The following is a 23,273-nucleotide window of genomic DNA, read 5'->3' on the forward strand; positions in this document are numbered from 1 at the left end:
ACTTAGCGCGTGAGCGTTGGATGTCAGACCCAGGGGCGGGGTTTCAAATTCACGTAGCGGGGTGCGAGCGCGGCGGCGAACCAGATGCACCCAAGCGTGACCCTATTTCTTGTTGCGCCGGCCGACGCTGATCTCCTGCTGAAAGAGAACACGGACCGGCTTCTCGGCGACGCGCATGGCGAGCTCGAACGCAACCGGAGTGACAGGCGCATCGAGCCGCACCGACGCTTGCAGCACTGGCGCGGATCGGACGAACGATCCTTCCGGAAGGTTCTTCTCATCGATGGCCAGTTGGTAGTCTCCTTCCGGCAAGTTGAAAAAAGCGAAACTGCCGTCCGGATCCGGAGTTGTGTAGCGCTCGGTGGGAAGCAGGCGAACAATGACGGACTCCGGCGACATACCGGAAGGAACCGTCACTTTTCCGGACAGCGATCCCAGGCGCTTGACGGAGAAGTCGGCGCGCGCCACGGTATGGGGCGCGACCTTCACAACAAGACTGGAGTTGTCAGCGGGTTCAAGGTCGGCGGCAAGCTCACGAACGGCGAGTCTGACCTCGTGAACACCTTCGGGAACATCGATGAACCGGTATCGGCCGCTGCCATCGGTGGTCGCCGTGCGCCCGTTATCGAGCGTCACCGGCACGCCGGCGACATCGCCGCTCGAGTTGCCGATCTGCCGAACGAATCCCTCCACCGCACCGACCAACGGGACTTGCAGTGCCGCCTGACTTAACTGGCTGATGTCGGAACCCCAACGGAATTGCTTTGATATTCGAACGTACAAACTCCACTGGTTGAAACCTGCCAGGGTTGCAGGGATGGCAGCGCCACGATTTTCGAGCACGAATATGCTCTCCGCGTTGAGCACAGAAGTCATCTGGTTCCGGAATGCCTCAATCTGCAGGCGTGAGCCTTTGACCAGGGGAGCACTTAATCCGATTACCGTCGAGCTAAAGGAATTGGTGGCAAAGAGGGTGCGGCTGATGAGATCGGTGCCCTTCTGAAGCTGCGCATAAGCCGACACTTGTTTCAGGTTCAATTGCGCTGAGGTGCGGAAGAACAATGTGTTGCGGGAGCTCTGGTCGAGTGCGCGCTGCATGCGCACCGCTCCGGCGAACGTGAAGTGGCGCCATGCGAGCGTGTCTTCAATTTCATCGGCTTGCTGCCGCTGGACGGTGTTCTTCGACTGCACGTTCAGGTCAAAGAAGGAAAACCTCAGCGTCTGACGGCCCAGTGGCCGGGCGAGACTCAGAGTGACCTGGCGCTCATTCGGTGAGTCGAGGACATCAACATCATTGCCTCCAGCGGCGCGTAGGTGGATGACTGTGACATCTCCGTTGGCGGTGAGTTTCCAGGGCAGAGTCCAAGAGATGCCGCTCGAATAGGTTGAAGACTGTAACGTCGGCACTTGGCTGGAGGCATCGAGGTTGTTCGAATATCGGCTCGCCGAACCATGCAGTTCGATCGAGCGCCGCGGCCGGTACTGCACGTCGATGAAAGGTCCGCGACGGTCCCCCACCAAGTATCCGGGGAGGGGCAGATAAGCGGCGCCCTGATAGACGTAGTTGGCGCGAACTGTGAGCGTGTCGGATTGCCACATTGGCCCCAAGAACACCGACACAGGATGTCGCGGAGGATCTGCCCCTCCTGCGACCATCGAATTCGCCGCTTCCGCATAGAACGTCAGGTGCTTGCGGACCTTGTACAAGCCCTGAATGATGAAGATATTGACCGAATCAAAGGTCCGCGTCGTGATCAACAGTGGCTGCGCCGGTGCGGAATCGGCCGACAGGTGAAGAAAACGAAAGCCAATCTCCAATCGGGTCCCCAGGTTCTGCTGAACTGCACCACCGACAACGTTCTGTGGCACGCGAATTCGGAAAGGGATCCTGGGTCCCTGCAACAAAGTCTCGTTCCCCGCAAAGAAGGTGTAGGTGCGATCACCCCGAGTGGCTTGCACGCGGAATCCTCGCGCACTTATATCGGGGGTATATAAGTTCATAAACGGATTTTGGACTAAGTTGGTGGAAAGACGAAAATCGCCGCCGGTGAAAGTCCAATGCCGGTCGAGAAATGCGACCCCACTTAATTCGAGGAAGTTGTCGCCGGTGCGGAATTCGCCATCATTGCTCCAGCCTTGAAAACTACCCTTCAGCATGCCCAGGTGAGGAATGAAATTGCGGAACGCGACGCTGGTCCCGGCGGTATCTACGACTGGCTGGTTGTTACCTTCCGAGTAGTACGCCTGAATCGCAACGTCGGCTTCACCGGCAGTCTGACCAGCAGCCGGAAGGTTGCACGCCACCGCCATTGAAAGTACGAGCATCGCCAAAGAAGCGACGCGTCCGGTGATGAAATCATAGCTCACGGTTTCTTCGCTGCAACCACCGCGCTGGCTTCCTGAATTTCTCCGGTCCCCAGGTCCACGCGGGCCCGTAGCCTGTAGGCGCCGGTGCGCACGTCTGTGCTAAGAGGGAAAAGAAATCGTTGTTCGCGTTCGGGAAGCACGGGCAAGTTCTGAAAGTCCTTGGTTTCCACGGTGTTGCCGCTGGCGTCCAACACGGTGAGTGTGCCCTTGGGTCGGAAGTGCATATGGCCGCGATTTTCAATCACCACCACGGCCTGCAGGACGGCTCCGTCCGGTTTGGCATTTCTTATTGGTTCGATCTGGATGAGCTTCAGGCCTCCATCCACCGTGGGGTTCCCAACCACGACGTAGAACGCGGTGACCACCCGAACGGCGGTACGGATTCCCGTCGTCTGAACCTGGTCCGCCGGCGGCAAGGTGACGAACCCCGCAGCACAGTGATAGCTGCCTTCCTTCACGCCTTCTGGAACCCTGATCGTGAAGCGAACCGGTAGTTGAATTTCAGCCATGGCTTCCGTCTCCATGGGATTGACCATCAGCCAGGAGCGGCAGGAATAAGCGGCTTCCTGAGTGAGATCGCGTTCAAACTGCGGAGTCGCGGTGCTGTCAACGAAGAAGTCCAACAACTCCGAACGGATACGGACTTTCGTGCCGGAGTCGTTACTGAGGTTCAGCGTGCCGGACTGTTGCTGACCGGGCGCAAGGCGAAACTCCAGGCGCATGGGCGCCAATCCCAGACCAATCTGCGCATGCGCCAGCGTAGCGCTCGCGGCCAGCATGAGGCAGGCGATGGCTAGTTGGCAGTGACGGTGTAGGTTAAGTTTAATGAACATGATCCACCTATATATTTCCAGGAATCCGCCAGGTTGTAGTGCAGGTTGACGGTCAGGTTCCTGCTCGAGCTATTGCCCTCAGTTCCGCTGGCGAAGGTGACACCCGTGGTGTTGAGCGTCGCCGAGCCGGCACACGTGCCAGTCCAGCCGCCTCCTGTATTGGTCGCGGAGACGCTGTCGCAGGTAATCGTCACGGCCGAAATGGGCACCGTCGAACAACCAGGAAAAGAAGCAGGAGCGGTGACCTTCACGTTCCAGGTTCTGTTGATGGTGGCGCCGGCCTGAGTCCACCGCAAGGTCGCCGACGCGCTGGGCGTAGGATTCGTGTCGGGATCGGACGCGGCAATGGATATGGGACTCGGCGTAGCCGTAAAGCTGGTGACGCTCACGGCGAACCAGCCCAGTACGATTCGCGGCAATGCCAAAGCGGGTTGGAGCGGTAGCGGAGATGCCGCACGCGCCAACCCAGCTGGCATTAGCAAGACCCACAGCAACGCAAGTGAGCGTTTCCGCATGGTCTCTCCCGTGGCCGATCAGGCCGCACTCACGGTGAAAGTCACCGTGGCGTTGTACGAGCCGGTCGAATACACCGGATCGTTGGTCAGCGACCATACGACCGAGCCCGGGTCACCAGCGATCGGCGACTTTGCGTCGGCGCCGAAGGTGAGCACGTTGGTGGATGAGGCGGTGGACGCGGTTACCGGGGCCGAGCAAGCCGTGCCCACACTGACAACGGAACAGGTGTAGGTCAGGGCGTCGCCCGCCGTCGGAGGAGTCCCGACCGAGGGACCGCCGGCGCCAGCGAAGTCGGTGGTGACCTTCAGCGTGATCGTGCCGCTGCCGCCGACTTTCGTGGTGCGGACTTTGTAGGTGAAGTTGGTTGTTCCCGAGTATGGGTTGGCAAAATTCGTACCCGAGGCAGTTAATGCGGTGCTGGCGGTATCGATCCGAATAGCTGCTTCGGGCCCCACCGTCACCGCAAGTGTGGTTGTGCCGGTACTGGCAAACTGCGCATAACTCAACGAGCTCATGCACAACACTGCCAGGACGGCTAAGACACTAAGACGTTTCATTCTGGTTGTTCTCCTTACCTTTGGTTGGTTTGTTTCAAATTGCGCTCGCCGTAAACTGCAGGGTGACCTGGTACGTCCCAGTCGAAGACCCAGGACTGTTCGTGAGACTGAATCCAAGCGATACCGAATTGGGATTCGCCGTGCTGCACGGCGCTCCTCCTCCCGTGCAGGCGGATGCTGGCAGGCTGATCACGCTGGTCGCCGAGGTGGTCGAAACCGTCAGCGTGCTAGAGCAAGTGGTGCCGAGCGTGGCTCCCGAACAGGTGTACGTAAGCTGGCCGGAGGAAATCGAGGGTCCGCCGCTGGGCGTGAAATCCGCTGTCGCCTTCGTGGTTATGTTTCCGCTCCCGGAAGAGGTGGTACGAGCCTTGTAATTCATCGTCATGGAGGCAGTAAACGGGCTGAAGAAAGTTCCGGTCGGCGAGAGGGCAAGCCCGGAGGGAACAGATACCTTCGCGAGCGCGCCGATGGCGGCAGTCAGGGTCTGTGTAGTGGTGGCCGTCGCCGCATCGCAACGGGCCAGTGCCAAACCTCCGAACGCGATAAGCAGCACGAGTGCGCGACAACGCATGCCGAAATCCTCAGATTTCTTGTTTGCGCCTTCGCAGATTGCACGCGAGTCGCCGTGAGTCCCGTTTCCGGACCTAATTCTGAAAATGGGGTTTTGTCACGTAACTCTTGACCACGAAAGCGCTTATGGAATCCCGAAACGGGTAAAACTTTTCCCGGAAGGTGGAGTACGGCGTGGTGATTACCACCGTAATCTTGCTTTACGCAATTTTCGCAAGCGCTAGTGGGGTCGCTCCTCCTCGACCGGGCGGTGATACACGTCGCACGGTTTTGAGACGGAGGCAGGCCTTATCTCAAATTCTGGTTTCAAGATGAGAAAGGGTGAACGCCCACGACGGTGTATTCAGCTCTTGATTTTGCGCAACGCAAGCCAGAACGCCAGTCCTATGGCGTGCTCACCATGGGTAGTTCGATGAAACTGGCCTGGCCGGGGGCGTGGTAGACGCGCTGTACGGCTTTCACGTAATTTTCCGGTTTCGCCCAGAACATGTTCGGCACGAAGGTCTGCGGGTTGCGGTCGTACAGCGGAAACCAGCTCGACTGTACCTGCACCATGATGCGGTGGCCGGGAAGGAAAGCGTGGTTGGCAGTCGGCAGTGTGAAGCGATAGACCAGCGGCTTGTCAGGAGCGATCGGCTTCGCTGTTTCCAGGCTTTCGCGATAGCGGCCACGCAAGATATCGGCAGAGACCATGAGCTGATATCCGCCCATCGCGGGCTGCGCGGCAACCTCGTCCGGGTAAACGTCGATCACCTTCACCACCCAGTCCGAGTCGGTCCCGCTGGTGGAGGCAACGAGATTGGCGACCGGTTGACCGCTGATCTTGACCGGCGCGGTCAGGGGGTCGGAGACGAAGGTCAACACGTCGGTGCGGCTGGAGAATTCGCGCTGATCATCGGCAAGCCACTGCGACCACGGCTTCCCGTGGCTAGAGAAATTCGAGTCGATAGGCCGCAAGCGGAACGGGACAGGCCGGGCGGGGTCAGAGACGTATTCATCAAATGCCGCGTCGTCCGCCTTGGGCGCAGTAAAGCTCAGTTTCAGACCGGCGTCGAGGTAGAGCGGCGTCGGACGCACGGTGCAGCCGCTCGTACAACCCGCCGGCCACGCCGGCAAGCGTAGCCACTGGTTCGTCCCCGTTTCGAATACATTGACGGGAGCAATGGCAGCTTCGGGAGCTTCGTCCTTCAGGTAGTGAGCCAGGAATGGCGCCAGGATGTGCTCACGGAAATAGAGCGCAGTATCGCTGTTGAACTTGACGTCGCCGAGACTGCTGCCGTCGCGGATCTCCTGCCCGTGATGCCAGGGGCCAAGGACGAGGAACACTGTGTTATTGTTCGTGTCCTTCGGCTTGATCGCCTTGTAAACGGCGATCGCGCCGTAGATGTCCTCCTGGTCCCACAGGCTGTGCACCAGCATGACCGGCACCTTGAGCGGTTCCCGGGCAAGCAGTTGATCCACTGCCTGGTCTCGCCAGAAGGCGTCGTAGCTCGGGTGCTCGAGTATCTTGCGCCAGAACCCAACCTGCTCCAGCCCGTGGCGGCGGCCGAGTTCGCCGGCGGAGCCGAACTGCAGGAACTCGTCATACATGTCGAAGTGGCTGGTCCACCACTTCACGCGGGAATCGCGGCTCGCCTCCTGGTCGTGGATGTAGCCCATGCCCTGTTCACGGAATGCGCCGTTGTGAAACCAGTCGTCGCCCATCCAGCCATCCACCATGGGGTTCATGGGCACGGAAACTTTGAGTGCGGGATGCGGATTGATGAGCGCCATCAGGGGCAGGAAGCCGTTATACGAGATGCCGAGGATGCCCACTTTGCCGTTGGTTTCGGGAACGTTCTTCACCAGCCAATCGATCGTGTCGTAGGTGTCGGTCGCATGGTCCACCGGCGTAGGGTTCAGCGGGCCACGGAGTGGGCGGTTCATCACGTAGTCGCCCTCGGAACCATGTTTGCCGCGCACATCCTGGACGACCCGGATGTAACCGCCATCCGCGATGACGTCGGTGGCGTTGTCGTAGCCGTCCAAAATCGGCGCGAGATGCGAACTCTGCGCGTGACTGGTCAGCCGGTTGGCATCGTACGGAGTGCGCGTAAGCAGGATCGGGGCGTGGCTGGCGCCCTTGGGAACAAGGATGACCGTGTGCAGCTTGACGCCGTCGCGCATGGGAATCATCGCCTCGCGCCGGACATAGTCGAAGCTGTCAGTAACCGCCTGGAACTTGGAGGGGATTTCGCTGGGCAAGGCAGGATACTGCGCTTGCGGTGGCGCCTGCGCCACGCACGTTGCCACGCACAATGCCAGGCCCGACAGCGCGATCAGCGCCATCGCGGCGCGAACGCGGCCATGAACTTTCATGGAACGCTCCCCTTGCGGCATGGTTCTGTTGAAATGCCGCACAGAAACGTGTACGGCATTCTGCTCCGGAAATGCAAGCGCGAACGCATCAGGAGGGCGAGCGGCGAGCACGACAGGTCTTGCAGTCAAGTGGACGTATAACGGGCTTGCCAGACAGCGGCGAACCGGTAACTGGCGATAACACCCACAGCCGTTCTCACTACTTCTCCTCCGCCTTGGGTCCAGCCAGCGGGCTGGTGCGGCGCGGAGTGGTGGAACCGCAGCGCGAGGTCCTGCGCCGCCTTTGCCCGCAGTTCCGCGAGATGAATCCGTGGGCGGAGTGCGCGCCCTGCGGCAACTGCAAAACGCAGTTGTGCGATCTGCTGGCGGAGCACGCGCCTTGGGAAAAGAACCGGATCCTATGTGGTGGCCTCGCGGAGCTGGTCGCGAATGCGATTACAGCCGTGCAGCCGGGCTTCCTGCAGTGGGAACGGGGTAAGCGGTTTGAGATTGCGCGAGGTCTGTGATCGGGAATAGCATCAGTTTCGCGCACCAATGTACGAGGTGATCACGTCGCATGCGCAAGGTTTCCTTCGTCGATTCGCTGCACATCATCGGGCGAGGCTCGCGGAACTGGCCGGCCGGCCGCCCCATCGTCGTCTCCTTCGAAGTCACCGACTCCTGCACATGCTTTTGCAAGCACTGCGATCACGGCGGCCCCAGGGACGATTCGCGCCAACTGGAGCCCGCCGACTACCGCCGCTACATGAAAGTACTGCGACCATGCGTGGTCCAGGTGTCGGGCGGCGAGCCGCTGCTGCGCCCGGACGTGGTGGAGATCGTGCGCAGCATCAAGGCGGGCGCGGGCGTGCCCTACACCATCCTGGTCTCCAACTGGTCGGAGATGACGGAGGACCTGTACCTGGCGCTTCACCAGGCAGGCGTGGACCAGTTCTCCGTCAGCCTGGATTTTCCCGACGAACGGCACGACACCTTTCGCCGCCATCCTGGGCTCTACGGGCATCTCAGCGACATCGTGCCACGGCTGGCGCGCCACGGCTACGACGACATCGTGCTGAATTCCTGCATCACCAGCGAGAATGTCGGCGAGATCAGCCGGCTGGCGGACAAGGCGCGGGAGTGGGGCGTGAATATCTGCTACAGCTCGTATTCGGCGCGCCGCACCGGCTGCCGTGACTACTCGCTCACCACGCCCGAGCAACTGGCTGCACTCAACCGTGAGCTGGATGCAGTGGAGGCCCGCCGCGACCACACCAACTGGATCGTGAACTCGCCCAGCACCCTGGCCTCCACCCGGCGCTTCTTCGAGCAGGGCGGGATGCCGGGCTGCAAGGCCGGGCACCGCTTCCTGGTGGTGACCAGCGACGGCTGGCTGCAACCCTGCTCCATGGTCTTCCAGCGTTACCGGCTGGAGGAGTATGCGCGCATGGCGGCCGAGTTCACCCCCACCAACGGCTGCGACCAGTGCTACGTCTCCATCCGCTCCTATCTCGACAAGACCTTCCCGCAATTGCTGTGGGAGAACGTGAGTGGGTTCTTTTCGGTGAAGGCGCACTGAGCGCGACGCAGCATAGCCGCATTCGCCGGTCACGTCTCGTGTGCCTGATGGACGGACAAAAGCGTCCGGTCAACTGATTGAAAACAGAGGTAGAAAAGATGGTGGAGGCGGCGGGAGTTGAACCCGCGTCCGAAGCTGTCACTGGCAGAGAGCCTACATACTTATTCGCGTTCATGCTTCCCACTCAAGGGAAACGTTCGCCGCCCGCGGTCAGAACACGACAAGAAACGCGAGCCGCTAGCCCTGCATCTCGCTGCCGCGCTCGGGCCGCACGCGGAAGCCAGCCTACTGTGCGACGCCCGCTCACGGCCCGTAGGCGAAGCCGCGGAGGACGGCTACTTAACTAATTAAGCAGCGTATGCCAGTGTTTGGTTGGCAATTATTGGTTTTGCACGCGATTACGGGTGTGTGCACCCCGGTATGCCTCTCTGCCGCAAGCATCTCCGTCGAAGCCGTGACGCCCCCATTCGGTGATGAGCGGCAGATCCCTCGCTATGCCCTCCACCACGAACGGCCCTGAGGCCGGCGGAGAGCTGTACACAAGGGTTCTGCTGTCAAAGAGCTACTTCCAATTATGGCAGTAACTGATTGGAAGTCAATGTATTGGATGATCTGAAGGGATAAGCCGATTCAGCGCCGTGAAACACAAAACCATTTCTGATTGCCAATTGTCGATTGCCGATTGGCGACAATGCTTTCCGGACCCATGACGCCTTCGGCTACAATCGAATTCACGTATCCGCTGCCCATGCCGGCTCATCCAACCTGCGTGCCGACCGACTGTATCCCGTTCACCGCGATTCCGCATACGTCGCAACTCTTCCGCGACTTCCTCTACGATTTTGAGCGGGTACGGCGCTTTTATTCCTACAACCCACGCCAACGCGACTGGCTGCCGAAGGTCGCCTCGTCGCTGCATTACGACCAGCAGCGCCGTGAGCGAGTCGCCGCAATCCTGGAGCGGCAAAATCGGGCGTTGGGCGCTTCGGAGCAGACGTTGGCCAGCATTAGCCGCCTGCGAGAGGGCGCCGCCGTTGCGGTTACAGGTCAACAGGTCGCCTTGTTCGGCGGACCGCTGTTTTCGTTGCTGAAGGCGCTCTCGGCGGTACGCATTGCGGAACAAGCCCGCGCGCACGGCCTGGATTGCGTTCCCATCTTCTGGCTGGCCACCGAAGACCACGATCTGGCGGAAGTAAACCACAGCGGACTGCTTACCTCAGAAGGGAAGCTGGAGAAGTCGGTCACGAACGCGCACGCTGCGCCCGATGCGCCGATCAGCGATGTCCGCCTGGGAGCCGAGATTGAAGGCGTAGTGGCGCGCGCCGCGGAACTGCTCGGCGACACCGAGATCACCGCCCTGCTCAAGAACGCTTACCGCCCCGGCGAGACCTTGGGAAGCGCATTCGCGCAAGTCTTTGCCCGGCTGTTCGGCGACTCGGGCGTGGTGTTGCTGGATGCCTCCGACCCGGAGCTGCACCAGATCGCACAGCCGGTTTACCGCGCCGCGGTTATCGGGGCGGAGGAGATTGACAATGCGCTGCTCGCCCGCGGCAAGGAATTGCGCGCCGCCGGCTACCACGAGCAGGTGAAGGTCACGCCTTCCTCGACGCTGCTGTTCGAGAAGCGCAAGGGCGCCAGGGAAGTCATCCACCGCCGCGATGGCGGCTTCATCATCGGCCACGATCGCGTCGCGCAGGATGATTTGTTGGCGCAGATTGCGGCCGAGCCGCAGCGCTTCAGCGCCAACGTGCTGTTGCGTCCGGTGGTGCAGGATTTTCTGCTGCCTACCATCGCCTACACCGGCGGGCCGGCGGAGGTGGCGTACTTCGCGCAGGCCGCGGTGGTGTACGAGGAAGTGCTGGGCCGGGTGACGCCCGTCCTGCCGCGCTTCAGCGCGACCCTGGTGGATGCGCGCGCGCAGCGGTTGCTGGCCAAGTACCGCGTCAGTCTGCCCGACCTGTTTCACGGGCCGGAGGCTTTCCGCGAACTGCTCGCGTTGCGCAGCATTCCCGGCGAACTGGACGGCGATTTTCTTTCAGCCGAAGAGGCCGTGCAGGCGTCGGTGGCAAAGGTCCGGGGTTCGCTGGAGAAACTCGACTTCAGCCTGGTGGAAGCCGCGGAGCGCGCCGGGTCGAAGATGCTCTACCAGTTGCGCCGGCTGCGGGCACGCGCCGGCAAGGCGCAACTGCGGCGCAATGAAGAAGTCATCCGCCACGCCGATTGGCTGAGCTCCGTGCTGTTTCCCAACAAGAGTCTGCAGGAGCGCGAGATTGCCGGCGTGTCGTTCCTGGCGCGCCACGGCCGCGAATTGCTTCCCAGGTTATACGAGGCGGCCAAGTCCGACTGTCCCGATCACCAGATCATCCGTTTGTGATTTCCGCTCCGCGGCAGGCCGGGCGGCGTTCACCCGCCTTTTTTCTCAATCAAGCGCGCGCTCATCACCACGCCGTCGTGGTCGTTGTGCAGCTTGATGGGAAAAACCAGCACATTCCACGTCCAGCGCTTGGATTTGCGCGGCAGGTTGGGAAGTCCGCGGAAACCGCGATCAATATAGGTTTCGCGGGTATCGGCTACGGTCCGGATGATCTCGCGCCAATCCTCGCCGACCTCCGGAAATTCTTCGAACTTGTTTTTGCCGGCGAAGTAATGCGGTTTCTTCTCGAAGAGCTTGGCGAAATATTCGTTGACGTAGAGCCAATTGCCGTCGCGGTCGAGAATCTCCATCACCACATCGTCGCCGATCGCTTCCGAAATGCGGCGGTAATAAAAGTCGCGCGCATCCACCACCACCGGTTTGCCGCGGCTCTTGGCCTCAAAGGAGCGCAGCGCGCCGAGCAAGTCATCCACCGAGCTGTGCCCCTTGAGGAGATGGATGTCGGCGATCCCGCCAAACTTTCTCTCCAGCGTCGCGGAAAGAATGATGATGGGGACCTGGGGCCGCTTTTGTCGCAGCGATTCGGCAACGTCGCTGCCGAATTTTCCCGCTCCCAGGTGGTAGTCGAGCACCGCGATGTCGATATCGTCCAGTTTCTGCTCGGCTTCCTCGATCGAGGAGGCGGTGACAACGCGGTAGCCCCTCTGGCGGAGGATGGTGGAGCGCAGAATCAGATTGTCCTCGAGATCGTCGAGCAAAAGGACGCGTATGGGTTTTACGGTTTTGCCGGCGCCTGTGGTCTCATCAGCCATGATGCAGGGCGTCCATCATACGTGATGCGGCGAAAAGGCTCTAGGCTCATGCTCCCGGCGCGCAAGGCAGAATTGAAAGTTCCTACTTCTGATCCTTGCTGCGGACGCCCGCGGATGCAGGACGTGCGGCGGCGCGAACCGCTTTGGATAATTCCGGCAGCTTGTTGAAGACGGCGACACAACGCAGCCACTGCCGATTGTCCAGGGCAGGGTAGCCGCTGACCATCTTGCCCGCCTCGACGTCGTTGGGAATGCCGCTTTGCGCCGTGGCCACCACGCCATCGCCGAGTTTGCAGTGCCCGGCAACCCCCACCTGGCCGGCGAGAATCACCTTGTTGCCGACCACGGTGGACCCGGCCAGGCCTACCTGCGCGCACAGCAGCGAGTCCTCGCCGACCTCGGAGGCGTGACCTACCTGGACGAGGTTGTCGATCTTGGCGCCGCGCCGGATGCGGGTCTCGCCGACGCTGGCGCGGTCCACGCACGCATTGGCCTGGACCTCAACGTCGTCTTCCAGCACGGCGGGGCCGGACTGCACAATCTTTTTCCAGCGCCCTTCGCCGTCCTTGGCGAAACCGAAGCCGTCGGCCCCGATGATCGCGCCATTTTGCAGGATCACGTTGTCGCCAAGCCGGCAGAATTCGCGGACCACCGCATGCGCGTGCGCGAAAAAATTGTCGCCGATACGTGCGCCGCGATAGATCACCACGTGCGGCAGCAGCACGCAGTGGTGGCCGATGACCACATCCTCATCAACCACGGCGTAGGGGCCGATCGAGGCATGCTTGCCGATCTTGGCCGACGGGTGCACGACCGCGGTGGAATGAATGCCGATGGGATGTCGCGGCGGGTGATAGAAGAGCTCGATCGCCTGCGCGAAGGCGAGGTAAGGATTCCCGCAGCGCAGGGTGGCGGCGGCGAGAGCCGGGAAATCGTCGCTGACGATCACCGCCGAGGCGCGCGTGGTGCGGGCGGCGGCGGCGTACTTGGGATTGGCCACGAACGTCAGTTGTCCCGGACCCGCTTCCTCGATGCCCGCTACGCCGGTGATTTCCTGGTCGTCACCGTGGAGACGAGCGCCTACTGCGTCTGCGATCTTGGAGAGTTTCATAGGCGATCCTGCGTAGTGTAACTGGTCGCCGGGCGGCGGTACACAGCTCAGCTATTCGGTGAACAGCGGCACCTGGCGCGCATCGGCGGCAGCGGCACGGCGGCGGCTCCCGGCAGTCCCGATGACAGCCAGAACCGTGAGTTGTGCCAGCGCGGTGCGCGGAACAAAAATGCGCTGCGTGTTGGAGCGCGTATCCGGCGGGTTGATCAGAAATCCGTCCGGCGCCATCAGGGTCAGGTCGTTGGGCATCATGCCTTCCATCACTTCGTTGTCACGGAAGCGGAGGCGAACCCAAAGACCTTCGGTGCGCGGGCGCGTGGTAAAGGTCTTGCGCAGCGAATCGGGTTCGCCGAATTCGCGAACAAAGTAAATACCCTTGATGTCTTTCAGATCGATGCTGACGACATTGCCGGAGGTGTTGAGGACCTCGACCTTCCCGCCGATAATAAAATCCGCCGGCGACACATAACCGCTGAGCGTGTCACGGTTGAGCTTGCGAACTACGACTTTCTTGTGCGTCGAAGGCATGTTCACGGGCGGCGAACCCTGCCGCCAGACTCCGGATGGAAACCTAATTCTCGCACCTTTTCGGCGCGGAAACGGCGGTTAACAGCCATGTGTAGCCAAACGGTCAACCTTTGTGGTATTGTCGGTGGTTCGCGGCGGCGTAGCTGCGCACGTAAGTGCCACGTAAAGAGTCACTTACAGCAGTCCCGGCGTGCTTCCCCCGGAACACGTCCGAGGCTTCAGGTGTCGTCACCCCGTAGTGTGACGCGGCCGGACGCGTGTAGGAGAGTGGCGCGGACCGGGCTGGTCCAAGAGCAAGATGGCCGATTACATCTACACCATGGAGACCCGGCTCACGCCGGAGCAACAACGAGCCGTGAGCCTGGTTCAGGATGTTGCTCGCGCTCAGGAAATGAACCTTTACCTGACCGGCGGGACCATTCGCGACATCATCTCCGGGTTTTCCATCCGCGACCTCGACATGACGGTCCAGGGCAACGCCCTCCGGTTGCAGAAGGACCTGGAGAAGGCCGGCGCCACCATTGAGGGCGTGGACGACGACACGAAGACGCTGTACCTGCTGTTTTCCGGGAACGTGCGCGCCGAACTTGGCATGGCGTATTCGGCGGCCTACGAAAAACCGGGCAAGCCACCGCGCATTGCGCCCGCCACCATCACCGAAGACTTGCGGCGCCGCGATTTCACGGTGAACGCCATGGCGCTGTCGCTGAACCCCGGTTCGCGCGGGCTGCTGCTCGACCCGTTCAATGGCGTCGCCGACATCGAGACCAAGGTCATCCGCGTTCTGCACAACTATGCTTTTCTGGAAGAGCCCTCGCGGCTGATTCGCGCCACCCGCTTTGCCCACCGCTTCCATTGGCCTCTGGAAGAACGTACCCAGGCGCGGTTCGACGCCGCCAAGGAAAACAAATACATCGAGTACATGACCGACCGGGCGATCGGGCAAGAGATCGAAGCCCTTGCCTACGAAGAAGACCCGCTGCACATCATGCGCGCGCTGGAAAAAGAGGAGTGGCTGAAACTGCTGCACCCGCGCTGGTCGGTGGCCAAGGTGGACACCGCCGGATTGTCGCAGTTGCTGAAGACGCGACAGCAGATGATGCAATTCGGCTACAACGTGGACATGGCGCCCGCGGTCATGTACTTCCTCACCCGGCGGCTCCCCGATTCCGATGTCCGCGATATGCAAAAGTTGATCCCGCGGCGGCAGTTTGTGGAATCGTGGCGCAACCTGGAAGAGGACGCGGCCAAGCTGGCGAAAAGGCTCAGCGGGAAGGAAGCGGCCACGCCGTCGCGCACCTGGCTGCTGCTGTCCGAGGCGAAACCGGAGACCATCCTCTTTCTGGACGCCACCGCGCGCCAGCAGGCGGTCGCGCAGAAACTGAAGAACTTCTTCGGCAAGTGGCGCCAGGTCCGGCAAAAGCTGCCGTTGCCGGAAATGACCGAGCTGCACATCACGCCCCAGTTGCCCGACTATCCCAAGATCGAGCAGGAGGCGTTCCTGCTGATGCTCGACGGCAAACTGCATTCGCGCACGGAAACATTGAAGTTCCTCAAACCCTACGCGCCTCCGCCTCCGCCTCCTCCGCCTCCGCCCCGGAAGGGAAAGGGCGCCAAGGCTGAGGCTGCTGCGCCGGCGGCCGCACCCGCAGCTGCGGCGAAGAAGGGCAAGGGCAAGCCCGCGGCCGTGGTCGCGCCGGTGGTTGCCCCCAAAGTGGAAAAGCCATTGGAGAAACCGCCCGCCAAAGCGGCGAAACCCTCCGCGCCGCCAAAGCCACAGGCCAAACCGGCGAAAGCGAAGAGCGCACCAGCAAAGGCGAAAAAAGGGAAGAACAAGAAGAAGAAAAAAAAGAAGTAATCGGTTTTTCAGTATTTCAGTAGGTCAGTTTCTCCGTTCCTTCCTCGCGGCCGAAACTTGTACTGAGCGCGGAGTCTGGATCGGCGGCGATATCCACAATCGCATGGTTTTCCACACCCCGGAATTCCTTCCCATCATCAGTTCAGCGCCCATAGAATTGAAGCGAGCCCCATGCCTGACTTCGTCCACCTGCATCTCCATACCGATTACTCCCTGCTCGACGGGGCCTGCGACATCGACAAGCTGGTCGGGCGGGTGAAGGAACTCGGCATGCCCGCCGTCGCCATGACGGACCACGGGAACATCTTTGGCGCATTCCATTTTTTCCATGCGGCGAAAAGCGCCGGCGTGAAGCCGATCATCGGCTGCGAACTGTATGTGTGCAAGAAGGACGACCACAATACCGACCGCATGGCCCCCGACGGCGACTCCTACAATCACCTGGTAGTGCTCGCCGAGAACGAAGAGGGCTACCGCAACCTGGCGCGGATCACCAGCGAAGCGTCGCTGCACGGGTTCTATTACAAGCCGCGCATCTCGAAGCGCTTCCTCGCCGAACACGCCCGCGGCCTGATCGGGCTCTCCGGATGTTTGAAGGGCGAGGTTGCCGAGCGCCTGACGGAAGGCAAGTACGACGCCGCCAAGCAGGCCGCCGGGCAGTTCGCCGACATCTTCGGCAAACCGAACTTTTACGTCGAAATCCAGAACCAGGGCCTGGAGCAGGAGCAGACCATCAACCCCGCGCTGCACAAGCTGGCGCGTGAGCTCGATCTGCCGCTGGTCGCCACCAACGACAGCCATTATCTCTGCGAGGATGACTGGCACGCGCAGGACGTGATGGTCTGCATTCAGACCGGCAAGTACGTCCAGGACACCAACCGGATGAAATTCCAGACGCGGCATTTCTACGTCAAGAGCTACCAGGAAATGCTGCAGATGTTCCCGGACACACCGGAAGTCTTGCGCCGCACGTTGGACATTGCCGAGCGCTGCACCCTGAAGCTGGAGAAAATCCGCAACCCCTTCCCGCACTTCGAGGTCCCGGCTGGTTTTTCCCTCGACAGCTATTTCGAGCACATTGCGCGGGAAGGCTTTGCGCGCCGGCTGAACACCATCCGCGAGGTGGAGCGGCAAGGACGGCTCAAGCACACCATCAGCGACTACGAACAGCGCCTGGTGCGCGAGATTGACATCATCCGCCAGATGCAGTTCTCCGGGTACTTCCTCATCGTGTGGGATTTCATCCGGTGGGCGAAGGAGCGCGGCATCCCGGTCGGCCCGGGGCGCGGTTCTGCAGCCGGCTCGCTGGTTTCCTACTCGATGGAGATCACCGACCTGGATCCGCTGCAGCACGAATTGCTGTTCGAGCGCTTTCTCAATCCTGAGCGCGTCTCCATGCCCGACATCGACGTGGACTTCTGCATGAACCGCCGTGCCGAAGTCATCAATTACGTCACCCAGAAATACGGCCGGGATAATGTGGCGCAGATCATCACCTTCGGCACCATGATGGCGAAGGCGGCGATCAAGGACGTGGGACGCGCCATGCAGATCCCCTACAGCGACGTGGACCGCATCGCCAAGATGGTTCCGGCAACGCTGAACATCACGCTGGAAAAAGCTCTCAAAGACTCGCCGCCCCTGCAGCAGGCGTACGACAGCGAGGCGCAGGTCAAGGAACTCATCGACACCGCCCGCCGCCTCGAAGGCATGGTGCGCAATGCCGGCGTGCATGCCGCCGGGGTTGTCATTTCGCCGCAGCCGCTGCTCGAATTGGTCCCGCTGCACAAGACGAAAAATGACGAAATCGTCACCGCCTTCGACATGAAGGCGATCGAGAAAATGGGCCTGCTGAAGATGGACTTCCTCGGGCTCACCACGCTGACCATTCTCGACGATGCCCTCAAACTGGTGAAGCAAGTGCACGGCCAGGACCTGCACTGGAACACGATTGCGCTTGACGACAAGGAAACCTACGAAAAGGTCTTCCACAGCGGGCTGACCAGCGGCGTCTTCCAGTTTGAATCGCACGGCATGCGCGACGTGTTGCGGCGCTACAAGCCCAACACCGTCGAAGACCTCACCGCCCTCAACGCGCTCTACCGCCCGGGTCCGATTCAGGGCGGCATGATCGACGATTTCATCGAGCGCAAGGGGGGGCGGCGCAAAGTCGAATACGAACTGCCGGAACTGGAGCCCATCCTGCGCGAGACCCTGGGCGTGATCGTGTACCAGGAGCAGGTGATGCAGATCGCCAACCGTCTCGCCGGCTACTCGCTCGGCGAAGCCGATCTGCTGCGGCGCGCCATGGGCAAGAAGAAGGCGGAGGAGATGGCGGCGCAGCGCGAGCGCTTCATGCAAGGCGCCGCCGAACGCGGTATTCCGGCGCGCAAGGCGGAAAAGATTTTCGACCTGATGGAGCAGTTCGCCGGCTATGGCTTCAACAAGTCACACTCCGCGGCGTACGCCCTGCTCGCCTATCAGACGGCGTACTTGAAGACGCATTATCCGGTCGAGTTCATGGCCGCGTTGCTGACCTCCGTTACCGGCAGCACCGATGACGTGGTGAAGTACATCAACGAGTGCCGCGAGATGGGGATTGCGGTCGAGCCGCCCGACATCAACGTCAGCGACGCCAATTTCACGCCCCACGGCAAGGCCATCCGCTTCGGGCTGGCCGCCATCAAGAACGTCGGGCAGAACGCCATCGAGTCCATCGTGGCCGCGCGCAAGAAGCTCGAACAATTCCGCTCGTTCTATGACTTTTGCGAGAACGTGGACCTTCGCCTGCTCAACAAGCGGGTGGTCGAGTCACTGATCAAGAGCGGCGCCATGGACTCCCTCGGCCGGCGCAAGCAACTGTTCGACGCCGTGGACAAAGCGATGGACCGCGGCCAGAAAACCCAGCGCGACATCGAAGCCGGGCAGCACGGCCTGTTCGGTGTGTTTGACGAGCCGCAGTTGCCGTCGTCCCAAGCCGAGTATCTCGATGGCGCCGAATGGGACGAACACCAGCGCCTCGCCGCCGAAAAGGAAATCCTCGGCTTCTTCATCACCGGCCATCCACTGCAGAAGTACCAGTCTAAGCTGGAGGAATTCGGCGCGCTCTCCACGGAAGAAATCGGCGCCATGAAGCAGAGCACGGGCAAGGACGAGATCTTCACCGCCGGCATCATCACCAACTTGCGCGTCGCCAGGTCGCGCAAGGGGGACCTCTACGCCCAGGGAGTGCTGGAAGACATGCTCGGCACGGTGGACCTGATCGTTTTTCCCGAGGCGTACCGGCGTTTGCAGGAAAAAGTGAAGCTGGAAGTGCCGGTGCTGATCAAAGGCGGCGTGCGAGTTGAGGAAGGCGCCAATCCCAAGCTGCTGGTCGGCGATATCGAACCGCTGGAGCAGGCCAAGCCGCGGTTGCCGCGCGCCATCCGTATCCGCGTGCCGCTGGAGACCGCGACGGTGGAGACGATCGATGGACTGCACGCCCACTGCACCTCTCATCCCGGCGAAGCGAAGGTGTTGTTCGACGTGGAGCGTGCCGGCGACTTCATGGTTATCATGGAGCCGGAGGGCTATAATGTTCAGCCGGACCGGGCATTCATTGCGCGTGTAGAGGAACTGTGCGGGCGCGGCAGCGTCCGCATCGTTGACTGACCACGATTCTGACGTCACCCGCAAAGGATTCGATTTGGCTCACCCTGGCCTGTCGCTGGTGTTCGAGCTGGTGAGCCGGGAACTGGAGTCGGTCCGGCGCAGCGCGGGAAACGGAAACCTGATGGATTCTTCCGAACAGGCTAAGCAGGAACTCGAGCACATCGAGCAGCAAGTCCGGCGTCTGGAAAGCGCCGCAGGAGAGAACCAGGAAGCCCGCAAGCAGCTCAAAGTTCTCCAAGGCCAGATTGAGGCCCTGCGCCGGCAGATGACCCATGCCGGTCCCTGGCAGAAGACCGAACTCGCCCGTCATCCGCAGCGCCCCTACACGCTGGACTACATCGAGCGCATCTTCACCGACTGGAGCGAGATCCACGGCGACCGCGGATTTTCCGATGACCCTGCCATTGTCTGCGGCATGGCGCGTTTTCACGGCGAGGACGTCGCCGTCATCGGTACCCAGAAGGGTCGCGACGCCAAACAGCGCGTCTACCGCAACTTCGGCATGCCGAATCCCGAGGGCTACCGCAAGGCGCTGCGCGTCATGCGGATGGCGGAGAAATTCCACCGTCCCATCTTCACCTTGGTGGACACACCGGGCGCCTATCCCGGGCTCGGCGCGGAGGAGCGCGGGCAGGCGGAGGCGATCGCCCACAACCTGCGCGAAATGGCGCGGCTGCGCGTCCCCATCATTACCACGATTACGGGTGAGGGCGGCAGCGGCGGCGCGCTGGCCATCGCCATCGGAGATCGCGTGCTGATGATGGAGGACGCCATCTATTCCGTCATTTCGCCGGAGGGCTGCGCGTCCATCATGTGGCGCGACGCCGGCAAGAGGGAACTGGCGGCCGAGGCCATGCGGATCACCGCCGGCGATTTGAGCGAGTTTCGTTGCGTGGACGACATCGTGCCGGAACCCCCCGGCGGCGCGCAAACCGACTGGGACGCCGCCGCCCGCATGCTCGACCAGGCCCTGCAGAAGCACCTGTCGGAGCTGCGGGCAAAATCCATCGAGGAATTGTTGGCGCAGCGCTACGACAAGTTCCGCAAGATCGCCCAGTTTTTCACCGAGTGAAAGAAGTCCATCGTGATACGATACTGTTTTGTGGGGAGCTGCCCCTAGGGCCGGCTGTGCATCCGAGTCTCGGGCGTTTTGGGATTTCGCGTTGCCGTATAATTCTTACAAAATCTCTCCAGCAGCAATGATAGATGTGCGGATAAGGATGGCTAGGTATGGCTACCACTGAAATTGGCCCCCAGGAACTTGCCGGCCGCCTGGATCGGAAGCAGGTCGTCAACGACTTCTCCCTCCAGGTGGCGACGGTGAACGGTTCCGGGTCGCAATCGGCCAACTCGGTCCTGTTGCGGACTATTTTCCAGATGGGGGTGCCGGTCTCCGGCAAGAACCTTTTTCCGTCGAACATTGCCGGCTTGCCGACGTGGTACACCATCCGCGCCAGCAAGGACGGCTACATTGCCCGCCGAAAAGAGTGCGAATTCCTGGTGGCGATGAATCCGGAGACGGCCCAGGAGGACGTGAAGTCGCTGACCCCGGGCGCCGCCGTGCTCTATGACGAACCGCTCAACCTGAGCTCGCTCCGCCAGGACCTGATCTTCTACTCGGTACCATTCGACAAGCTGGTGACGACCGTGTGTGCCGAGGCCAAGCTGCGCAAGCTGGTCAAGAACATGGTGTACGTCGGGGTGGTCGCGCAGTTGCTGAAGCTGGATCCAGCGGAGATGGAGAAAGCCATCCGCCGGCAGTTTGGGCGCAAGCTGAAGGCCGCCGATCTCAACGTCAACGCCGCCAAAGCCGGATACGACTACGCCGCTGCCTCGCTCACCAAGTCTGACCCGTGCTCCATCGAGCGCATGGACAAGACGCGCGGCAAAATCATCATTGACGGCAACTCGGCGGGCGCGCTGGGTTCCATGTTCGCCGGCGTGACGGTCGTGACCTGGTACCCGATCACGCCTTCGTCCTCGCTCGTCGAAACCCTCATCGAATACATGAAGGAATACCGCATCGGCAAAGACGGCAAAGCTACTTTCGCAATCGTACAAGCGGAAGACGAACTCGCTGCCGTCGGCATGGTGCTGGGCGCGGCCTGGGCCGGCGCCCGGTCCATGACCTCCACTTCGGGCCCCGGCATCTCGCTGATGGCGGAATTTACCGGGCTGGGCTATTACGTCGAAGTGCCGGCGGTGATCTGGGACATCCAGCGCGTCGGACCCTCCACCGGCCTGCCGACGCGCACCGCGCAGGGCGACGTCCTCTCCACCGCGTTCCTCTCGCACGGCGATACCAAGCACATCGTGCTCTTCCCGTGTTCGGTGGCCGAGTGCTTCACCATGGCCGGCGAAGCTTTTGATTTGGCCGAACACTTCCAGACACCGGTGTTCGTCCTCTCCGACCTCGATCTGGGCATGAACAACTGGATGTCGGAGCCGTTTCAGTATCCCGAAAAGCCCATCCGCCGTGGCAAGGTGCTGAGCAAGGAAGATCTCGACCGGTTGGGGAGTTTCGCCCGCTACAAGGACGTGGACGGCGACGGCATCGGCTATCGCACCTTGCCGGGCACTGAGCATCCCGCGGCGGCGTACTTCGCGCGCGGCAGCGGGCACAATGAAGCCGCGCAGTACAGCGAGCGTCCCGACGATTATGTCAACAACATGGAGCGCCTGAATCACAAATTCGAGACCGCGCGCTCGCACGTGCCCAAGCCGGAGATGGCGCAAAACGGCAAGTCCAAGGTCGGCATCATCGCCTACGGCACTTCGCACTGGGCACTGGTGGAAAGCCGCGACCAGATGCGCAAGGAATACGGCGTCGAAACCGACTACCTGCGCATCCGGGCGTTCCCCTTCAACCGCGACGTGCACGAGTTCGTCGCCTCGCACGACCGCATTTACGTGGTGGACCAGAACCGCGACGCGCAAATGATGGCGCTGCTCAAGCTCGATCTCGACGCCGCCCAGCTTACCAAGCTGCGCAGCGTGCGCCACTACAACGGGCTGCCGATTGACGCCCGTTCTGTCACCGACGAGATTATTTCGCAGGAGGGCCGATAATATGGCGACCGCACCGACTTCCACGCCCCAGCCCAAGACCAACCGCATCGGCCTGACGGTGATCGAATACAAAGGCGGCAAGACTACGCTGTGCGCCGGTTGCGGCCACAATGCCATCTCGGAACGCATTATTGACGCGATGTACGAAATGGGCATTCCGCCGGAGCACGTGATCAAGCCCTCCGGCATCGGCTGCTCCTCGAAAAGCCCGGCCTATTTCATGAACCGCTCGCACAGCTTCAACGCGGTGCACGGCCGCATGCCCTCGGTGGCCACCGGGGCGCTGCTGGCCAACCGCAAGCTGATCGCGCTCGGCGTCAGCGGCGACGGCGACACCGCGTCCATCGGCATCGGGCAGTTCGTGCACATGATGCGGCGCAACCTGCCCATGATCTACATCATCGAGGACAACGGCGTGTACGGCCTGACCAAGGGCCAGTTCTCGGCCACGGCGGATATTGGTTCCAAGCTGAAAAGCGGCGTCATTAACGACCTGCCGCCCATCGATACCTGCTCGCTCGCCATCATGCTGGGCGCAACCTACGTTGGGCGCTCTTTTTCAGGCGACAAGAAGCAGTTGCTGGCCATGCTGAAGGCCGCCATCGCGCACAACGGCACGGCCATGCTGGACGTCATTTCGCCGTGTGTCACGTTCAACGACCACGAGGGTTCGACTAAGTCGTACAAGTTCACCAAGGATCACGATGAACCCTTGCAGGAAGTGAGCTTCGTGCCCGCGTTTGAAGACATTGACGTGGAGTACGAGGCGGGAGCGACGGTTGATGTCAGCATGCACGACGGCTCTCGCCTGCGCTTGCGCAAGATCGAAGAGGGGTACGATCCGACCAACAAGGCGGAATCGCTGAAGCGATTGGCCGAAGCCCATGACAAAGGCGAAATCCTGACCGGCGTTTTTTATGTTAACCCCACTGCGCCGACGTTCATGGAGCTGCTCAACGTCACCGACGAATCCCTCGCGACTTTGCCGGAGTCGGTGGTGCGTCCTTCACGGCAGGTGCTGGAAGAGTGCATGGAGGAACTGCGGTAAAGCGTTCACTTCTGAGTACGTGGCCGACTTTCTTCTGTTGAAGGCCGCAGCAAGGTTCGTACA

The 23,273-nt window shown here is 61.4% G+C and carries 17 protein-coding genes and 1 other RNA gene; 9 read left to right on the forward strand and 9 right to left on the reverse strand.

Annotated elements, in window-relative coordinates; translation table 11 throughout:
• Window positions 1-102: 102 nt before the first annotated feature.
• The 4 genes from LAN70_10430 to LAN70_10445 all read right to left on the reverse strand — a co-directional run bounded on the left by LAN70_10430 (window position 103) and on the right by LAN70_10445 (window position 4,273).
• Window positions 103-2,367, reverse strand: coding sequence for a carboxypeptidase-like regulatory domain-containing protein (locus tag LAN70_10430; GenBank protein MBZ5511572.1), 2,265 nt, complete (start codon window positions 2,365-2,367; stop codon window positions 103-105).
• On the reverse strand, window positions 2,364-3,200 hold the full coding sequence (locus LAN70_10435; GenBank protein MBZ5511573.1) for a hypothetical protein: 837 nt from the start codon (window positions 3,198-3,200) through the stop codon (window positions 2,364-2,366). The genes LAN70_10430 and LAN70_10435 overlap by 4 nt, the downstream gene beginning before the upstream one ends.
• Window positions 3,161-3,619, reverse strand: a complete 459-nt coding sequence (locus tag LAN70_10440) for a hypothetical protein (GenBank protein MBZ5511574.1) — start codon at window positions 3,617-3,619, stop codon at window positions 3,161-3,163. Before LAN70_10440 ends, LAN70_10435 begins: the two co-directional genes overlap by 40 nt.
• Window positions 3,620-3,733: 114 nt before the next feature.
• Window positions 3,734-4,273, reverse strand: coding sequence for a hypothetical protein (locus tag LAN70_10445; protein MBZ5511575.1), 540 nt, complete (start codon window positions 4,271-4,273; stop codon window positions 3,734-3,736).
• A 101-nt stretch (window positions 4,274-4,374) separates the two neighbouring features.
• Here LAN70_10445 and LAN70_10450 point away from each other — a divergent pair, with 101 nt between their 5' ends.
• Window positions 4,375-4,647, forward strand: coding sequence for a hypothetical protein (locus tag LAN70_10450; protein MBZ5511576.1), 273 nt, complete (start codon window positions 4,375-4,377; stop codon window positions 4,645-4,647).
• A gap of 580 nt (window positions 4,648-5,227) precedes the next feature.
• Here LAN70_10450 and LAN70_10455 read toward each other — a convergent pair.
• Window positions 5,228-7,171 carry a CocE/NonD family hydrolase gene (locus LAN70_10455; GenBank protein ID MBZ5511577.1) on the reverse strand — a complete coding sequence of 648 codons (1,944 nt, stop codon included), beginning with the start codon at window positions 7,169-7,171 and terminating at the stop codon, window positions 5,228-5,230.
• A gap of 176 nt (window positions 7,172-7,347) precedes the next feature.
• Between LAN70_10455 and LAN70_10460 the strand changes: the two genes are divergently transcribed.
• Window positions 7,348-7,707, forward strand: a complete 360-nt coding sequence (locus tag LAN70_10460; protein ID MBZ5511578.1) for a hypothetical protein — start codon at window positions 7,348-7,350, stop codon at window positions 7,705-7,707.
• Between the two features lie 50 nt (window positions 7,708-7,757).
• Entirely contained in the window at window positions 7,758-8,759 is a 1,002-nt protein-coding gene (locus tag LAN70_10465; protein ID MBZ5511579.1) for a radical SAM protein, read from the forward strand.
• A 99-nt stretch (window positions 8,760-8,858) separates the two neighbouring features.
• Here LAN70_10465 and ssrA read toward each other — a convergent pair.
• Window positions 8,859-9,224, reverse strand: a transfer-messenger RNA (tmRNA) gene (gene ssrA, locus LAN70_10470).
• 226 nt (window positions 9,225-9,450) lie between these two features.
• Between ssrA and bshC the strand changes: the two genes are divergently transcribed.
• Window positions 9,451-11,133: a bacillithiol biosynthesis cysteine-adding enzyme BshC gene (gene bshC, locus LAN70_10475; GenBank protein ID MBZ5511580.1), complete on the forward strand. Its 1,683-nt coding sequence runs from the start codon at window positions 9,451-9,453 to the stop codon at window positions 11,131-11,133.
• A gap of 29 nt (window positions 11,134-11,162) precedes the next feature.
• On the opposite strand, the gene LAN70_10480 is transcribed toward bshC, so the two are convergent.
• The 3 genes from LAN70_10480 to LAN70_10490 form a co-directional block, all read right to left on the reverse strand.
• Complete coding sequence (locus tag LAN70_10480) at window positions 11,163-11,945, reverse strand: response regulator (protein ID MBZ5511581.1); 783 nt, start codon at window positions 11,943-11,945, stop codon at window positions 11,163-11,165.
• Between the two features lie 82 nt (window positions 11,946-12,027).
• The gene (lpxD, locus tag LAN70_10485) at window positions 12,028-13,056 is read right to left on the reverse strand and encodes a UDP-3-O-(3-hydroxymyristoyl)glucosamine N-acyltransferase (GenBank protein ID MBZ5511582.1); all 1,029 of its coding nucleotides are present in this window, start codon (window positions 13,054-13,056) and stop codon (window positions 12,028-12,030) included.
• Window positions 13,057-13,107: 51 nt separating this feature from the next.
• On the reverse strand, window positions 13,108-13,584 hold the full coding sequence (locus tag LAN70_10490; protein MBZ5511583.1) for a hypothetical protein: 477 nt from the start codon (window positions 13,582-13,584) through the stop codon (window positions 13,108-13,110).
• Window positions 13,585-13,882: 298 nt separating this feature from the next.
• Between LAN70_10490 and LAN70_10495 the strand changes: the two genes are divergently transcribed.
• The 5 genes from LAN70_10495 (at window position 13,883) to LAN70_10515 (ending at window position 23,210) form a co-directional block, all read left to right on the forward strand.
• Complete coding sequence (locus LAN70_10495) at window positions 13,883-15,442, forward strand: CCA tRNA nucleotidyltransferase (GenBank protein MBZ5511584.1); 1,560 nt, start codon at window positions 13,883-13,885, stop codon at window positions 15,440-15,442.
• A 171-nt stretch (window positions 15,443-15,613) separates the two neighbouring features.
• Window positions 15,614-19,093, forward strand: coding sequence for a DNA polymerase III subunit alpha (dnaE, locus tag LAN70_10500; protein ID MBZ5511585.1), 3,480 nt, complete (start codon window positions 15,614-15,616; stop codon window positions 19,091-19,093).
• Between the two features lie 121 nt (window positions 19,094-19,214).
• Window positions 19,215-20,165 carry an acetyl-CoA carboxylase carboxyltransferase subunit alpha gene (locus tag LAN70_10505; GenBank protein MBZ5511586.1) on the forward strand — a complete coding sequence of 317 codons (951 nt, stop codon included), beginning with the start codon at window positions 19,215-19,217 and terminating at the stop codon, window positions 20,163-20,165.
• Window positions 20,166-20,323: 158 nt separating this feature from the next.
• Window positions 20,324-22,162, forward strand: coding sequence for a 2-oxoacid:acceptor oxidoreductase subunit alpha (locus LAN70_10510; GenBank protein ID MBZ5511587.1), 1,839 nt, complete (start codon window positions 20,324-20,326; stop codon window positions 22,160-22,162).
• Window position 22,163: 1 nt separating this feature from the next.
• Window positions 22,164-23,210, forward strand: a complete 1,047-nt coding sequence (locus LAN70_10515) for a 2-oxoacid:ferredoxin oxidoreductase subunit beta (protein ID MBZ5511588.1) — start codon at window positions 22,164-22,166, stop codon at window positions 23,208-23,210.
• Window positions 23,211-23,273: the final 63 nt, after the last annotated feature.

Source organism: Terriglobia bacterium (genome assembly GCA_020072845.1).
Taxonomy (GTDB): Bacteria; Acidobacteriota; Terriglobia; order Terriglobales; family Acidobacteriaceae; genus JAIQGF01.

Excerpts from the sequence above, each read along its gene's own strand:
- LAN70_10495 (MBZ5511584.1), top strand. The coding sequence starts at position 13,883 with ATGGCCGATTACATCTACACCATGGAGACCCGGCTCACGCCGGAGCAA.
- LAN70_10505 (MBZ5511586.1), top strand. The coding sequence starts at position 19,215 with ATGGATTCTTCCGAACAGGCTAAGCAGGAACTCGAGCACATCGAGCAG.
- LAN70_10465 (MBZ5511579.1), top strand. The coding sequence starts at position 7,758 with ATGCGCAAGGTTTCCTTCGTCGATTCGCTGCACATCATCGGGCGAGGC.
- LAN70_10480 (MBZ5511581.1), bottom strand. The coding sequence starts at position 11,945 with ATGGCTGATGAGACCACAGGCGCCGGCAAAACCGTAAAACCCATACGC.
- LAN70_10435 (MBZ5511573.1), bottom strand. The coding sequence starts at position 3,200 with ATGTTCATTAAACTTAACCTACACCGTCACTGCCAACTAGCCATCGCC.
- LAN70_10445 (MBZ5511575.1), bottom strand. The coding sequence starts at position 4,273 with ATGAAACGTCTTAGTGTCTTAGCCGTCCTGGCAGTGTTGTGCATGAGC.
- dnaE (MBZ5511585.1), top strand. The coding sequence starts at position 15,614 with ATGCCTGACTTCGTCCACCTGCATCTCCATACCGATTACTCCCTGCTC.
- LAN70_10510 (MBZ5511587.1), top strand. The coding sequence starts at position 20,324 with ATGGCTACCACTGAAATTGGCCCCCAGGAACTTGCCGGCCGCCTGGAT.
- LAN70_10515 (MBZ5511588.1), top strand. The coding sequence starts at position 22,164 with ATGGCGACCGCACCGACTTCCACGCCCCAGCCCAAGACCAACCGCATC.
- lpxD (MBZ5511582.1), bottom strand. The coding sequence starts at position 13,056 with ATGAAACTCTCCAAGATCGCAGACGCAGTAGGCGCTCGTCTCCACGGT.
- LAN70_10455 (MBZ5511577.1), bottom strand. The coding sequence starts at position 7,171 with ATGGCGCTGATCGCGCTGTCGGGCCTGGCATTGTGCGTGGCAACGTGC.
- LAN70_10490 (MBZ5511583.1), bottom strand. The coding sequence starts at position 13,584 with ATGCCTTCGACGCACAAGAAAGTCGTAGTTCGCAAGCTCAACCGTGAC.
- bshC (MBZ5511580.1), top strand. The coding sequence starts at position 9,451 with ATGCTTTCCGGACCCATGACGCCTTCGGCTACAATCGAATTCACGTAT.